This window comes from Burkholderia stabilis, from assembly GCF_001742165.1.
In the GTDB taxonomy this organism is placed as follows: Bacteria; Pseudomonadota; Gammaproteobacteria; order Burkholderiales; family Burkholderiaceae; genus Burkholderia; species Burkholderia stabilis.
Genome location: NZ_CP016442.1, coordinates 3,031,795 through 3,044,840, shown reverse-complemented (window position 1 = coordinate 3,044,840; position 13,046 = coordinate 3,031,795). Strand labels below are relative to the sequence as shown.

At 68.2% G+C, this 13,046-nt stretch carries 13 protein-coding genes; 2 read left to right on the top strand and 11 right to left on the bottom strand.

Annotated features, from left to right (window positions below):
* Positions 1–24: 24 nt before the first annotated feature.
* Positions 25–351 (bottom strand): DUF2917 domain-containing protein, encoded by a 327-nt coding sequence (locus BBJ41_RS14205; protein ID WP_069747708.1) that lies wholly within the window; start codon positions 349–351, stop codon positions 25–27.
* Between the two features lie 102 nt (positions 352–453).
* Between BBJ41_RS14205 and BBJ41_RS14200 the strand changes: the two genes are divergently transcribed.
* Positions 454–1,440 carry a transcriptional regulator GcvA gene (locus BBJ41_RS14200; RefSeq protein ID WP_069746923.1) on the top strand — a complete coding sequence of 329 codons (987 nt, stop codon included), beginning with the start codon at positions 454–456 and terminating at the stop codon, positions 1,438–1,440.
* On the opposite strand, the gene BBJ41_RS14195 is transcribed toward BBJ41_RS14200, so the two are convergent.
* The 10 genes from BBJ41_RS14195 to BBJ41_RS14150 all read right to left on the bottom strand — a co-directional run bounded on the left by BBJ41_RS14195 (position 1,424) and on the right by BBJ41_RS14150 (position 10,634).
* The gene (locus BBJ41_RS14195; protein ID WP_011546305.1) at positions 1,424–1,732 is read right to left on the bottom strand and encodes an HP0495 family protein; all 309 of its coding nucleotides are present in this window, start codon (positions 1,730–1,732) and stop codon (positions 1,424–1,426) included. The two genes, BBJ41_RS14200 and BBJ41_RS14195, sit on opposite strands and share 17 nt — an antisense overlap.
* Positions 1,732–2,658 carry a D-amino acid aminotransferase gene (locus tag BBJ41_RS14190; protein WP_069746922.1) on the bottom strand — a complete coding sequence of 309 codons (927 nt, stop codon included), beginning with the start codon at positions 2,656–2,658 and terminating at the stop codon, positions 1,732–1,734. Before BBJ41_RS14190 ends, BBJ41_RS14195 begins: the two co-directional genes overlap by 1 nt.
* Positions 2,659–2,717: 59 nt before the next feature.
* Positions 2,718–4,031 (bottom strand): D-alanyl-D-alanine carboxypeptidase family protein, encoded by a 1,314-nt coding sequence (locus tag BBJ41_RS14185; RefSeq protein WP_069746921.1) that lies wholly within the window; start codon positions 4,029–4,031, stop codon positions 2,718–2,720.
* A 622-nt stretch (positions 4,032–4,653) separates the two neighbouring features.
* Entirely contained in the window at positions 4,654–5,298 is a 645-nt protein-coding gene (locus tag BBJ41_RS14180) for an alpha/beta hydrolase (RefSeq protein ID WP_048247130.1), read from the bottom strand.
* A 13-nt stretch (positions 5,299–5,311) separates the two neighbouring features.
* Positions 5,312–5,629: a (2Fe-2S) ferredoxin domain-containing protein gene (locus BBJ41_RS14175; protein WP_011694422.1), complete on the bottom strand. Its 318-nt coding sequence runs from the start codon at positions 5,627–5,629 to the stop codon at positions 5,312–5,314.
* Between the two features lie 147 nt (positions 5,630–5,776).
* Positions 5,777–6,928 carry a VanZ family protein gene (locus tag BBJ41_RS14170; RefSeq protein WP_069746920.1) on the bottom strand — a complete coding sequence of 384 codons (1,152 nt, stop codon included), beginning with the start codon at positions 6,926–6,928 and terminating at the stop codon, positions 5,777–5,779.
* Between the two features lie 16 nt (positions 6,929–6,944).
* Positions 6,945–7,568 carry an ABC-type transport auxiliary lipoprotein family protein gene (locus BBJ41_RS14165; RefSeq protein ID WP_069747707.1) on the bottom strand — a complete coding sequence of 208 codons (624 nt, stop codon included), beginning with the start codon at positions 7,566–7,568 and terminating at the stop codon, positions 6,945–6,947.
* Positions 7,569–7,656: 88 nt separating this feature from the next.
* Positions 7,657–8,586, bottom strand: coding sequence for an MlaD family protein (locus BBJ41_RS14160; protein WP_069746919.1), 930 nt, complete (start codon positions 8,584–8,586; stop codon positions 7,657–7,659).
* A gap of 33 nt (positions 8,587–8,619) precedes the next feature.
* On the bottom strand, positions 8,620–9,513 hold the full coding sequence (locus BBJ41_RS14155; RefSeq protein ID WP_069746918.1) for an ABC transporter ATP-binding protein: 894 nt from the start codon (positions 9,511–9,513) through the stop codon (positions 8,620–8,622).
* Complete coding sequence (locus tag BBJ41_RS14150) at positions 9,510–10,634, bottom strand: MlaE family ABC transporter permease (protein WP_069746917.1); 1,125 nt, start codon at positions 10,632–10,634, stop codon at positions 9,510–9,512. Before BBJ41_RS14150 ends, BBJ41_RS14155 begins: the two co-directional genes overlap by 4 nt.
* Positions 10,635–10,972: 338 nt before the next feature.
* Here BBJ41_RS14150 and BBJ41_RS14145 point away from each other — a divergent pair, with 338 nt between their 5' ends.
* Positions 10,973–13,042 (top strand): bifunctional 2',3'-cyclic-nucleotide 2'-phosphodiesterase/3'-nucleotidase, encoded by a 2,070-nt coding sequence (locus tag BBJ41_RS14145; protein WP_069746916.1) that lies wholly within the window; start codon positions 10,973–10,975, stop codon positions 13,040–13,042.
* The last annotated feature ends 4 nt before the right edge of the window (positions 13,043–13,046 follow it).

Below are 13,046 nucleotides of genomic sequence, written 5' to 3'. Positions count from 1 at the left end.
AGTATCCGTCGGAGGAAATGATGGTCAGACCGTGCGCCATCCGTCGTGGAGCAGCGCGCTCACGCGTTCGCGCAGCCGCGCAAGCCCGCCGAGCGCGACTTCCCGGGTCGGCCGCGACACCGAGAACGCGACGCACGCGCCCTCGCGGCCTTCCGCGCTGAGCCACAGCCGCTCGCCGCGGCGCAGCTTCAGCGTCTCGCCGTCGACCAGGAAGTAATCGTCGACATCGTTGCTGCGCGTGGCCCATACCGGCCCGCACTGGACGATCAGCCGCGTGCTGCGTTGTACCTTCATCGGCACGGTTTCGCCCGCCGGGATTTCGAACGTGATGCTTGAAGAGATTTCTTGCATGATCGACTCCGCCAATAAGTGCTTCGATGGCTACAATCGTAGTCACTTCAAGGCGTCCGACAAAACGACCAATTTTCACGTCGATGTGAGGAAAATTAGCAAATGGACCTCCGCCAGCTGCCTGCGCTGAACGCGATTCGCGCGTTCGAAGCCGCCGCCCGTCACGAGAATTTCTCGCGCGCCGCCGACGAGCTGTTCGTCACGCACGGCGCGGTCAGTCACCAGGTGCGCGCGCTCGAGGAAGAGCTCGGCGTGCAGCTTTTCACGCGCAACGGCAAGCGGCTGTGCCTGACCGACGCCGGCATGCGCTACGCGCAGCAGGTGCGCACCGCGCTGATGGTGATCGCCGACGCGACGCGCGACGTGCGCGCGAGCGACCGCGACCGGCGGCTCGTGGTATCGATGCTGTCGTCGTTCGCCGCGCGCTTCATCACGCCGCGCATCGGCACGTTCATCGAGCGGCATCCGGAAATCGACGTCGAACTGCAGTCGACCAACTCGCTCACCGATTTCGCACGCGACGACGTCGATCTCGCGATCCGCTTCGGTTTCGGCACCTATCCGGGGCTGCACGTCGAGCCGCTGTTCGAAGAGGTGTTCTTTCCGGCGTGCGCGCCGACGCTGAACGGCGGCAAGCTGCCGCAGACGCCCGCCGATCTCGTGCACTACAACCTGCTGCGTTCGGACGACGAGCTGTGGCGGCCGTGGTTCGACGCGGCGGGGCTCGATACGCTGACCGAGCCGAAGCGGGGGATTCTGTACCAGGATTCGTCGAACCTGCTGCTCGCCGCGATCGACGGCCAGGGCATCGCGCTGGTGCGCCGCTCGCTCGCGGTGCACGACCTGCTCGACGGGCGCATCGTGCGCCTGTTCGACATCGACGGGCCGAGCCCGTGGCACTATTTTTTCGTGTGTCCGCCGCCGCTGCTGAACACGCCGCGCGTGCAGGCGTTCAGGACCTGGCTGTTCGAGGAAGTCGCCGAATACAAGCGGCTGTGCGACGAGCTGGACGCGCGGCGCGCGGCGGGGAAGACCCCCGCCGAGTGCGCGCAGGAAGGTGGGTGGAAGGCGCTTAGAGTACGACCTTGACCATCGGATGGCCGGTCAGTGCGCGGTAGATGTTGTCGAGCTGTTCCTGGCTCGTCGCGCGCACGGTGATCGTGAGGCCCGTGTAATTGCCGCCGCTCGATGCGCGCTCCTCGATCTTCTCGACATCGATCTCGTTGTCGTGAACGGCGACGACCTTGAAGATCGTGTCCTTGAATTCGGGGTGCGCCTTGCCCATGATCTTGATCGGGAAATCGCACGGAAACTCCAGCAGCGACTCCTTCCGGGTCTCGATCGCGCCGGTGACCTCGACGGTTTTGGTCGGTTCGCTCATCATTTTCTCCGGGTTAGGTCAAACTGTTCAAACTCGCGTGCCTTCGCACGCTGGTACGCGTCGTACAACGCCGCGAACACGGGGCCCGGCTTGCCGCCCTGCACGGGCAGATCGTCGAGCGACGTGACGGGCAGCACTTCCTTCGTGGCCGACGTGATCATGATCTCGTCCGCCGCGCGCAGCTCGACCTCGCTGATCTCGCGCGCGACGAACCGGATGCCGCATTCGTCGGCCAGCTGCTCGATCAGCGCGTAGCGGATCCCTTCGAGGATCTTGTTGCTGCGCGGCGGCGCGAGCAGCTCGCCGTTCTTAACAATCCACACGTTCGACGACGAGCCTTCGGTCAGGTAACCGTCGCGCAGCTGCAGCGTCTCGAACGCATCGTGTTCCGCCGCATGCTGCGCCATCAGCACGTTGCCGAGCAGCGAGATCGACTTGATGTCGCAATGCAGCCAGCGGCGATCTTCGGCCGTCACGCAGCGCACGCCCTTCGCGCGCTCCTCTTCCGGCGGCAGGTGCAGCGGGCTCGTCATCGCGAACACCGTCGGCACCGTGTTCGGCGGGAACGCGTGGCCGCGCTTCGCGACGCCGCGCGTCACCTGCAGGTAGACGAGCGCGTTGCCGTCGCCGAGGCCTTCGGCATTCGCCGCGACGACGCGCTCGATCAGCGCGCGCCAGCCGGCCGCGTCGTGCGGGTTCTCGATGCCGATCTTCTTCAGGCTGCGCGCGAGCCGTTCGAGATGCTGCTCGATCCGGAACGGCACGTGCGCGCCTTCGTGCGCATAGACGGGCACGACTTCATACACGCCGTCGCCGAAAATGAACCCGCGGTCGAGCACCGGGACACGGGCTTGCGACAGCGGCACCAGTTCCTCCTGCGACGAGACGCTGAGGTAGACGATCGGTTCGAATTCGGCTTGGCTCATAGCTATGACAGATGGGGATGAAGTCGTAAAAACAAAGGCCCGTCGTGCTGGCTGCGCACTTACTTCTTCTTGCTGAACATCAGCAGGATCGAGTCCCAGATACGCCCGAAGATACCCGCTTCCGGCACCGCCTGCAGGGCGACGATCGGGAATTCGGACAGCGTCTTGCCGTCGGCGACGATCTTCACGGTGCCGACCTGCTGGCCTTCCGTGAGCGGCGCGATCAGCGGCGCGTTGACGTCGACTTCCGTCTTGACCTTGTCACCGAGGCCGCGCGGCATGGTGGCCCACTGGTCCATCTTCACACCGACCTGCACGGTGTTTTCCTTGCCCTTGTAGATGCGCGGCGTCGAGATCGCCTGGCCGCCCTTGAACAGGCGCACCGAATCGAACGCGCTGTAGCCGTAGTTCAGCATCTTCATGCTGTCCTGCGTGCGCTCGCTTTCCTTCTGCTCGCCCATCATCACCGACACGAGGCGGCGCTGGCCGTCGACGCCCGGAATCGCGCGCTTGGCCGACGCGATCAGGCAGTAGCCGGCCGCTTGCGTATGGCCCGTCTTCAGGCCGTCGACCGTCGGGTCGAGCCACAGCAGACGGTTGCGGTTGCCCTGGCGGATGTTGTTGTACTTGAATTCCTTCTCCGAGAAGATGCTGTAGTACTGCGGAAAATCACGGATCAGGTGCGCGGACAGCTTCGCGAGGTCGCCGGCCGTCGTGTAGTGGTTCGGGTCGGGCATGCCGTTCACGTCGGCGAAGTGCGTGCCCTTCATGCCGAGGCGCTGCGCCTCGTCGTTCATCATCGTGACGAACTGCCCTTCGCTGCCGCCGACGAGTTCGGCCAGCGCGATCGCGGCGTCGTTGCCCGACTGGATGATCATCCCGTACACGAGGTCGTGCACGGACACCGGCTTGTTCGCCTCGATGAACATGCGCGACTCGTCGCGGCCGACGCGGCGCACCGCATCGCTCGGCGTGACGATCTGCTCCATCGAGATCTTCTTCTTGTCGAGCGCCTCGAACACGAGGTAGGCCGTCATCAGCTTCGTCAGCGACGCGGGCTCGACGCGTTCATCTGCATTGCCCGATGCGAGCACCGTGTTGCTCGTCGCATCGACGAGCACCCACGAGCGCGCGTTCACGCCCGGCGGCGGCACCGCGCCCGGCATGTAGACCGCGGGCGCACCGGTGAACTGCTCGGTGGCGGCCGGCGCCGCATGCGCGGCCTTGGCCTTGGCGGCCGGCTTCGCCTCGGCGACGACGATCGTCGACGCGAGCGCGACGGGCAGCATCACGCCGAGCGCGACGTTGCGCGCGGCGGTGCCAAAGGCAATGGAGGAAGCGAGGGACTTGAGGCCTTGGGGAGACAGACGCATGATCGATTCAGGCTGATGGCAGAAAGTGCGGTGCGAAACGCGCAGGGTTGAACGGCAAGGCGGCGGGCGTTTCGGGCACTCGCCCGAAATCGTCGGGCGACGCGAAACGCGCCGGTTGGACTCGTGCGGACGCGTTCGGTTCGCGGCCGTCGCGAGCGGGCGGACAGGCGGCGAAACGAGCGCCGCATGGGCCCAGCCGGGCCGCGGGCGACGCGGAATGCGGCCATTATACGTGGCCGCGAAGGGCGTTTTTGCGAACCTTGTGTCGCGTTCGGTGCTGAACGGTGCCGATGTGTCGGCGAATCCGGGTTCGCGGCCACGCGCAAACCACCGCGCCACCCGGCTGCATCGCGATGATTTGCAACGCCGCTACGGGTACGAAGGCGCAGCGCATCGGTAGCGATTGGCGGCCGGACACGGCACGATCACCGGACGGCGCACGGGCTTCAGGAGGATAACGCGAGCAGATCGTGTGCGATCACGCTCGAAGCCGCGCGAAAGGCGCGTGCAGGCGGGGTGCAAGTCGGGGTGCGCGGCGCGATGCCGCGCTTCCGGCGGGTGCCGGCTCGTGCCGAATACGCGCGGCGGGCCTTGGGCCGTTCCAGCCGCGCGCGTACGCCGGTCAACGCCAGGCGTCGACGATGATGCGTTTCAGCACGTGCAGCTTGCGATGCAGGAAATGCTCGGCGCCGGGGATCACGACGACTGGCAGTTCCTGCGGCCGCGCCCAGTCGTACACCGATGCGATCGGCACCGTGTCGTCGGTTTCGCCGTGGATCACGAGCGTGTTCTCGGGCACGTCGGCCACCTGCCAGCGGCTCGCGGCCGTGCCGACGAACACCATCCGCTCGATCGTTTCGCCCGCGTCGCGCAGCCGCTTCGCGACGTGCGACAGCACGAAGGTGCCGAACGAGAAGCCCGCGAGCACCAGCGGCAGGTCCGCATACGCGGGCTGCGCGCGCATGTGCGCGAGCACCGCGAGCAGGTCGTCGGCTTCGCCGGTGCCGTTGTCGTGCACGCCTTCGGTCGCACCGACGCCGCGGAAGTTCGACCGGTAGACCACGTAGTCGAGCTGCACGAGCGTGCGCGCGAGGGTTTGCGCGACCTTGTTGTCCATCGTGCCGCCGAACAGCGGATGCGGATGCGCGACGAGCGCGATGCCGCGCGGCGCGGCGCCGCCTTCGCGCACGGCATCAGGCAGGTCGACCGCGATTTCGATCTGCCCGACCGGGCCCGCGATCAGCGACTTCTGCGTATGAACGTTCATTCGGCCGGCCCGCTCAGATCTTCAGGCGGTCGACGACCTTGCCGTCGCGCAGGTGCGACTCGACGATCTCGTCGATGTCGGCCTGGTCGACGTACGTGTACCACGTGCCTTCCGGATACACGACCATCACGGGCCCTTCCTCGCAGCGGTCGAGGCAGCCGGCCTTGTTGATGCGAACCTTGCCGGGCCCGGCGAGGCCGAGTTCCTTCACGCGCTTTTTCGCGTATTCCTGCATGGTCTGCGCGTCGCATTGCGCGCAGCTCGGCCGTTCGGCGCCCGGTTCGCGCTGGTTCAGGCAGAAAAAGACGTGGTGCTGGTAGTAGGAATCCATGATGGTGGCGAGCGGCCCGGCGCGACGCCAGGCGGAAAGAGGGGCGATTGCCGTTGCAGGGCGCAACGGATGATGCGGTCGATTATAGCGACCGGCGCGCACGGCTGCCCGCGATGCGGCCGCGGCCGCCCTGCCCGGACGACCGCGTCAGCGGCGCACCGCGGCCGGCAGCCACGCGTGCTCGACGCGCTGGCCGAGCCAGATCAGCGCCGCGTAGGGCCAGATCCACGCGAGCCAGCGCGCGATGCTGTTGAAGTGCACGTAGCGGCCCTGCCGCCAGCCCGACAGCGTGAAGTCGAAGAACGGATTGACGGGCAGCAGGTTCACGAGCGCCACGCCGGCCAGCAGCGCCAGCGCCGCGAGCGTCGCGCGCCAGGTCTCGGGCACGCGCAGCGCGACGAGCGCGGCCGCGAAACCGAGCTCGATCCCGAGCCGCGCGCCGGGCGTGGCCCACACGACGACCAGGCCGGTGGCCGACTGCATGAACGTCGCGGCCGCCTTCAGCACGAGCGTCGCGGCGACGAACGCGATCAGCAGCCGGATGCGCGGTGCGCGCGGGCGCATCGCGAGCGACGCGATCGTCAGCGCGGCGAACAGCATCAGCCCGCCGAGCGCGGCCTCCCACGCGGAATCGGACAGCCAGCCGTCGACGCGTTCGGGCCATTCGCTCACGCGCCACGCGGCCGGCAGCCACGCGAGCAGCGCGTCCTGCATCGACGCGTCGGCGCGCTCCCACAGCGCGGCCGGCCAGTCGCCGATGCCGAACAGGAACGGCGACGGAAACAGGATTGCGAACGGCCACAGCGCGGCGAGCAGCAGCGGTGTCGCGCCGTCGGCCTCGAACCACGCGAAGCGCAGCCGGCGCAACGCGCCGCGATCGAGCAGCGCGCCCGTGGCCGGCGCGACGAGCGCCGCGCCCAGCAGCGCGCCGAGCGCGTTGGCCGCGAGATCGAGATTCGACGCGACGCGCGTCGGCAGATAGGTCTGCAGCGCCTCCATCGAGCTCGACAGCAGCACGCCGAGCCCGCCCGCGATCAGCGTCGCGGCGACGCCGCGCCAGCGCGGGTGCAGCGCGAGCACACCAAGCGCGCCGAACGGCAAATAGCCGAGCACGTTCGTGACCACGTCGAACGCGGTCACGTAGCGCTGCATCGGCGCGAACAGGTAGTCGAACGGCCCGATGCCGAGCGACACCCAGCCCGAGAACGGATACAGCGACGCGTAGACGATGAGCGCCGCATAAGCGGCGAACGCCTGTCGCGCGAGCGACGATGCGCGGGGCGCGCCGGTCGCGTTCATCGCTGCGCTGCGCGCGTCACGGCGTGCCCGCGTACGCCTGCATGCCGACCCATGCGGCGATCTGCGACACGAGCTGGTCACTTGCCGTCGCAAGCGCACGGGCGCCGCCAGCCGCATCGGGCGTGCTCGACGGCGCGCGCGCGACAAACGTGCGCTGGCCGAGCACCTTGCCGTCCAGCATCAGCGTCGCGCGCGCGGTGACCGCGCCGTGGCTCTGCGACTGTCCGTCGAACACCTGCTCGAATTCGTTCAGGTCGACCTTCAGGGTCGGCGCGCGCACGCCGTCCGAGCCTTCGAGCACCGTGCCGCGCGACGACAGCGCGCCGCGCAGCCGCTGCGTGAGCAGTTGCGCGGGCGGCGCGGTCCAGCGGCTGTCGCGATAGACGGCCACGTGCTGCGCATCCGCGTACGCGAGGCGGTAGGTGAATTTGTCCGAATCGAGCGCATCGGGCGCGCCGACGTCGAGCACCTTCAGCGCGGGGCCCGAACCGGCCGTCGCGACCGATGCGGCCGGCCCGAGGTCGTAGCGGATGTTCGACAGCGCCGCGCCGTGGCCGGCGCAGCCGGCTGCAAGCGAGAGCGTCAGCACGGCAAGCGCGGCCGCGGCGGGACGCAGCGCGCGGTCAAGGATTCGTGGCATGGCGTGTTCCTGCATGATGTTTCCGGTTTCGATGGGCGTCATTGCGTGGCCGTTTCCGGCCGGGCGACCGACGGGTTTCCGGTCGGCCTCACTTCCCGGCCGTCGCACCCGGCCAGACGAAACCCGCTTCGCCGGGGCCCGGCTGCGGGCCGGGCGAACCGAACAACAGACTGCGCGGGTTGCGGCCGAGTTCACCGGCAACGTCCTTCAATTGCCGCGACGCATCGCCGACGCTGCCGGCGAGCGCATTGAAGCGCGGCAGCGTGTCGTACTGCACGCGCGCGTTGAGGTCGTTCAGCGCGACGCCGACCTGCTCCGCGGCCGTGCCGGCCTTGTTCAGGTTCGACACGAGCGGCCCGTTCGGCTGCAGCAGCGTGTTCGCCGACGCCATCGTGCGGTCCACCTGGTGCATCGTTTCCGGCAGCGCGGCGACCGCCGGGCCGAGCTGTTTCGTCAGCACCGCCGCGCCGTCGGCCGCGTGCTGCAGGCTTTCGGCCGTCGCGCGCAGCTGCTCGCGCATCTCGGGCGACATCAGCGCGTTCGCGCTTTTCGCGGCCAGTTCGAGCTGCCGCAGCAGCACGTCGCCGCGCTCCTGGATCTGGTCGAACAGGCTCGGCCGCATCGGAATCTGCGCGATCGACTTCGCCGACGACGGCAGCGGCGCCAGGTCGCGGCCCGTATCTTCGAGCTGCACGAACGCGATGCCCGTCACGCCCTGGAAGCCGAGGCTGCCGTAGGTCGACTGCGTGATCGGCGCGTCGTGGTCGACCAGAATCCGGATCCGGATCTGCCCCGGGTGCGTACGATCGAAGCCGATCGACTGTACCTTGCCCACGTCGAGGCCGCGAAAACGCACGGCCGCGTCCGGGAACAGCCCCGTCACGTTGGTGCGTGCGAGCAGGTCGTACGGCACGCGCACGGTGCGGTCGACGTTGAACCAGAACACGGTGCCCGCGATCGCGAGCGTCAGCGCGATCGTGAACAGGCCGGCCCAGAACGCATGTGATTTGTTTTCCATCGGAAGGGTTCCTTGTCCTTGCTTGCCTGCCTGCTACAGCTCGACGCTCGACAGCGCCGGTTCGAGGGCCGCCTTCGGCAGCTTCGCGCGCCGCTCGGGCGGCAGCGCCTGCAGTGCGCGGCGCCCGCGCAGCCCCAGGAAATATTCGTGGATGAAAGGATGATCGACGTTCGCGGCCTCCTCGACCGGCGCGGCGACCAGCACCTTGCGGTCGGCCAGCACCGCGACGCGCGTCGACAGCGCGACCATCGTGTCGAGATCGTGCGTCACCATCACGACGGTCAGCCCGAGCGTGCGGTGCAGCGTCGCGATCAGCTCGACGAATTCGTCCGAGGCCTGCGGATCGAGGCCGGCCGTCGGCTCGTCGAGGAACAGCAGCTCGGGCTCGAGCGCGATCGCGCGCGCGATGCCGACCCGCTTGACCATCCCGCCCGACAGCGCGGCCGGCATCTTCGACGCGTGCTTGCGCGGCAGCCCGACCATCTCGAGCTTCAGCATCACGATGTCGTGCAGCAGGTCCGGCGGCACGCGACCGAGCTCGCGCAGCGGCTGCGCGACGTTGTCGAACACCGTCATCGACGAGAACAGCGCGCCCTGCTGGAACAGCATCCCGGAGCGCGTGCGCATCATCCGCGCGCTTGCATCGTCGATCGTCGCCGTATCTTCGCCGAACACCTTGATCGTGCCCGACGTCGGCCGCTCGAGGCCGAGGATCTGCCGCACGAGCGTCGTCTTGCCGGAGCCCGAGCCGCCGACGATCGCCACGATCTCGCCGCGCCGCACGTCGAAGTCGAGCTTCTGGTGAATGATGTTGCGCCCGTAGCGCTTGGTCAGGTTGCGCACCTCGATCACGAGGTCCGCCTCCGCGGCGGCGGGCGGCGTGCCGGCCGGTGCGGCGTGGGCCGCCGATTCGTTCGATGCGTTCATCCGAGCCCCACGTTCTGGAACAGGATCGCGAACACCGCGTCGGCGAGGATCACGACCGTGATCGACGACACGACCGACGTGGTCGTCCCTTCGCCGAGGCTCTGCGAGTTCGCCTTGATCCGGAAACCGAAATGGCAGGCGACCAGCGCGATCAGCATGCCGAACACGACGCCCTTGCCGACGCCGATGTACAGGTTCGCGATCGGCACGACGCCCGGCAGCGAGCGCACGAAATAGTTGACGTCGATGCCGAGCACGAGCTTTGCGGCAAGCGCGCCGCCCGTCAGCGCGATGATGTTGGTCCACATCACGAGCAGCGGCATCGCGATGCCGAGCGCGAGCACGCGCGGCAGGATCAGCCGCAGCCCGTGCGGGATGCCCATCACGCGCATCGCGTCGAGCTCCTCGGTCACGCGCATCACGCCGATCTGCGCGGTGATCGCCGAGCCCGAGCGGCCCGCGACGAGAATCGCCGACAGCACGGGGCCGAGCTCGCGGATCACCGACAGCCCGAGGATGTTCACGATGTAGCGGTTCGCGCCGAACATCTGCAACTGCTGCGCGGACAGGTAGCTGAGCACGATGCCGATCAGGAACGCGACGAGCGCGGTGATCGGCAGCGCCTGCGCGCCGGCGCTGTAGATGTTCGCCGAGGTTTCCTTCCACGGCATCGTCTTCGGGCGGCGCAGCACCGACAGCGCATCGAGGATCACGAGGCCGAACATCGCGATGCCGCCCTGCAGGTGTTCGCCGAACGCGAAGATCCCCTGGCCGAGCCGCGTGACGGGATCGACGCGCACGACGCGCTCGGGCGCCTCGCGCCCGCTGTCGAGCCGCTCGATGCGCTCGAAGATCGTGCGCTGCGTGACGCTCAGCGCGACGCCGGCCGGCAGCTTGCGGCCCCACACGCGCCACAGCGCCTGGCCGCCGACGTGGTCGAGCCGCTCGATGCCGGACAGGTCCCATTCGCTCACGCGCCCGGACGCGATGCTCGCGACCCGGCGCGCGATCGCACCACGATTGCGCGCAAGCGCGAGCGCGGTCCACTGGCCGGTCAGGCGCACCGTCTGGCCCTGGCCGCCGGCGTCGACCGACAGGCCGGGAGGAGTCTCGAAGTCCAAGGGCAGGTTGTTTGCAAAAGGATGACAGCGGCCATTGTAGCGAACCGCCCGGCGCCGCGACGTGAGGATTTCCGTGGGGACGCGTGGCCGGGGGCACCCGGCCGGGGACGGTCGACCGGGGCCGCCTGCCCGGCGAAGCCTGGCCGACGAAGCCCGATCGTGGGCGGCCCGGAAGCCGCCGCCCGCCCCGGCGCGCGGCCCGCGTCATCACCTTTCATTCTTCCGTCACGTTTCCTTTCGATACTCTCACGCGCCGCACATCAGGCCGTCGGCGCCCCGCGCCGCCATTTCGTTGCGCACCTCGCCAAATCAGAACAGAACACCGAACAGGACAACCGATGCGTCTCACCCCGCTTTCCAGCCACCGCGTGGCGACTGCCGCCGCGCTCGCCAGCCTTGCCTTCACCCTCGCCGCCTGCGGCGGCGACGACGTCACCGCCCCGCCGCCGTCGCAGCCCGCGGCCCAGGCGCCCGTCGGCACGACGGCCACGCTCGCGCTGCTCGAGACGACCGACCTGCACACCAACGTGCTGTCGTACGACTATTTCAAGCTCGCCGCCGACAACTCGCTCGGCTTCGAGCGCGTGTCGACGTTGATCGCACAGGCGCGCGCGCAGTACCCGAACACGCTGCTGCTCGACAACGGCGACACGATCCAGGGCACCGCGCTGTCCGACTACCAGGCGCTCGTGAAGCCGATCGGCTGCGACCAGACGCTCGCGATCTACAAGGTGATGAACGCCGCGAAATTCGACGGCGGCGGGATCGGCAACCACGAATTCAACTACGGGCTGCCGTACCTGTCGCAGGTGACCGGCAACACGTTCGAGGTCGACGGCCTGCCGGCGCCGGCCCAGCAGAAAAAGTGCGCGGGCCCGAGCTTCCCGCAGGTGCTCGCGAACGTCATCAGCGCGAAGACCAACGCGCCGCTGTTCACGCCATACACGATCCTGACCCGCACCGTGACGGCGACCACGCCGGACGGCAAGACGGTCAGCGCGCCCGTGAAGATCGGCATCATCGGCTTCACGCCGCCCGCGATCATGAACTGGGACAAGCGCTGGCTCGACGGCAAGGTCTACACGACCGGCCTGAAGGAAGCCGCCGAGAAGTACGTTCCGGAGATGCGCGCGAAGGGCGCCGATCTCGTCGTCGCGATCTCGCACGGCGGCCTCGACAATTCCGCGTATTCGCCGACGATGGAGAACGGCAGCTGGTGGCTGTCGAAGGTGACCGGCATCGACGCGATGCTGATCGGCCACTCGCACCAGGTGTTCCCGGACGCGAACAGCACCGTGTCGCAGTTCAACCTGCCGGGCGTCGACAAGGTCAAGGGCACCGTCAACGGCGTGCCGACCGTGATGGCCAACTACTGGGGCAAGCACCTCGGTGTGATCAAACTCGGCCTGAAGTTCGACGGCAAGGCGTGGAGCGTCGACAAGTCGCAGACGACCGTCGAGGCGCGGCCGATCCAGAATGCCGACAAGAGCTACGTCGCGGCCGACCCGTCCGTGTCCGCCGCGATCGCCGCCGAGCACCAGGCGACGATCGACTACGTGAAGACGCCGATCGGCTCGACCGACTATCGAATGAACTCGTACTTCGCGGATGTCGGCGATCCGGGCGCGATCCAGATCGTCAACGAGGCGCAGGCCGACTACGTAAAGACCTACGTGCAGGCGAACCTGCCGCAATACGCGTCGCTGCCGGTGCTGTCGGTCAGCGCGCCGTTCAAGAGCGGCTTCGGCGGCGGCAGCGACTACACCGACGTCGCGCCGGGCGCGCTCGCGATCAACAACGCGGCCGACCTGTACCTGTATCCGAACACCGTGTACGCCGTGAAGGTGAGCGGCGCCGACGTGAAGAACTGGCTCGAGACGGCCGCGAAGCGCTTCAACCGGATCGACCCGACCAAGGCGACCGTACAGCCGCTCGTCAGCACCTTCCCCGGCTACAACTTCGACATGTTCACGTCGGCCGATCTCGCGTATGAAATCGACGTCACGCAGCCGCTCGGCAGCCGGATCAAGAACCTGACGTACAAGGGCGCGCCGATCGACCCGAACGCGCAGTTCATCGTCGCGACCAACAACTACCGCGCGAGCGGCGGCGGCAACTTCCCGGGCCTCGACGGCAGCAAGACGATCTTCGCGTCGCCCGATGCGAACCGCGACGTGCTGATCGCGTTCGTGAAGCAGCGCGGCAAGATCACGCGCACGGCGGACGGCGCGCAGCGCAGCTGGCGCTTCACGAAGCTCGCGAGCTCGGTCGCGCACGTGCAGTTCGCGTCCGCGCCGAACCGTCTGGGCGACGCAGCGGCGGCCGGCCTGACCGGCATCACGCAGGTCGCGGCCGACGACGGCTCGGGCAAGAACCTCGCCATCTACGAGATCGACCTCACGCAATGAGACA

Bases quoted from the DNA above. Each gene is read 5' to 3' on its own strand.
- BBJ41_RS14205 (WP_069747708.1), bottom strand. From the start codon at position 351: ATGCAAGAAATCTCTTCAAGCATCACGTTCGAAATCCCGGCGGGCGAA.
- BBJ41_RS14200 (WP_069746923.1), top strand. From the start codon at position 454: ATGGACCTCCGCCAGCTGCCTGCGCTGAACGCGATTCGCGCGTTCGAA.
- BBJ41_RS14195 (WP_011546305.1), bottom strand. From the start codon at position 1,732: ATGAGCGAACCGACCAAAACCGTCGAGGTCACCGGCGCGATCGAGACC.
- BBJ41_RS14190 (WP_069746922.1), bottom strand. From the start codon at position 2,658: ATGAGCCAAGCCGAATTCGAACCGATCGTCTACCTCAGCGTCTCGTCG.
- BBJ41_RS14185 (WP_069746921.1), bottom strand. From the start codon at position 4,031: ATGCGTCTGTCTCCCCAAGGCCTCAAGTCCCTCGCTTCCTCCATTGCC.
- BBJ41_RS14180 (WP_048247130.1), bottom strand. From the start codon at position 5,298: ATGAACGTTCATACGCAGAAGTCGCTGATCGCGGGCCCGGTCGGGCAG.
- BBJ41_RS14175 (WP_011694422.1), bottom strand. From the start codon at position 5,629: ATGGATTCCTACTACCAGCACCACGTCTTTTTCTGCCTGAACCAGCGC.
- BBJ41_RS14170 (WP_069746920.1), bottom strand. From the start codon at position 6,928: ATGAACGCGACCGGCGCGCCCCGCGCATCGTCGCTCGCGCGACAGGCG.
- BBJ41_RS14165 (WP_069747707.1), bottom strand. From the start codon at position 7,568: ATGCCACGAATCCTTGACCGCGCGCTGCGTCCCGCCGCGGCCGCGCTT.
- BBJ41_RS14160 (WP_069746919.1), bottom strand. From the start codon at position 8,586: ATGGAAAACAAATCACATGCGTTCTGGGCCGGCCTGTTCACGATCGCG.
- BBJ41_RS14155 (WP_069746918.1), bottom strand. From the start codon at position 9,513: ATGAACGCATCGAACGAATCGGCGGCCCACGCCGCACCGGCCGGCACG.
- BBJ41_RS14145 (WP_069746916.1), top strand. From the start codon at position 10,973: ATGCGTCTCACCCCGCTTTCCAGCCACCGCGTGGCGACTGCCGCCGCG.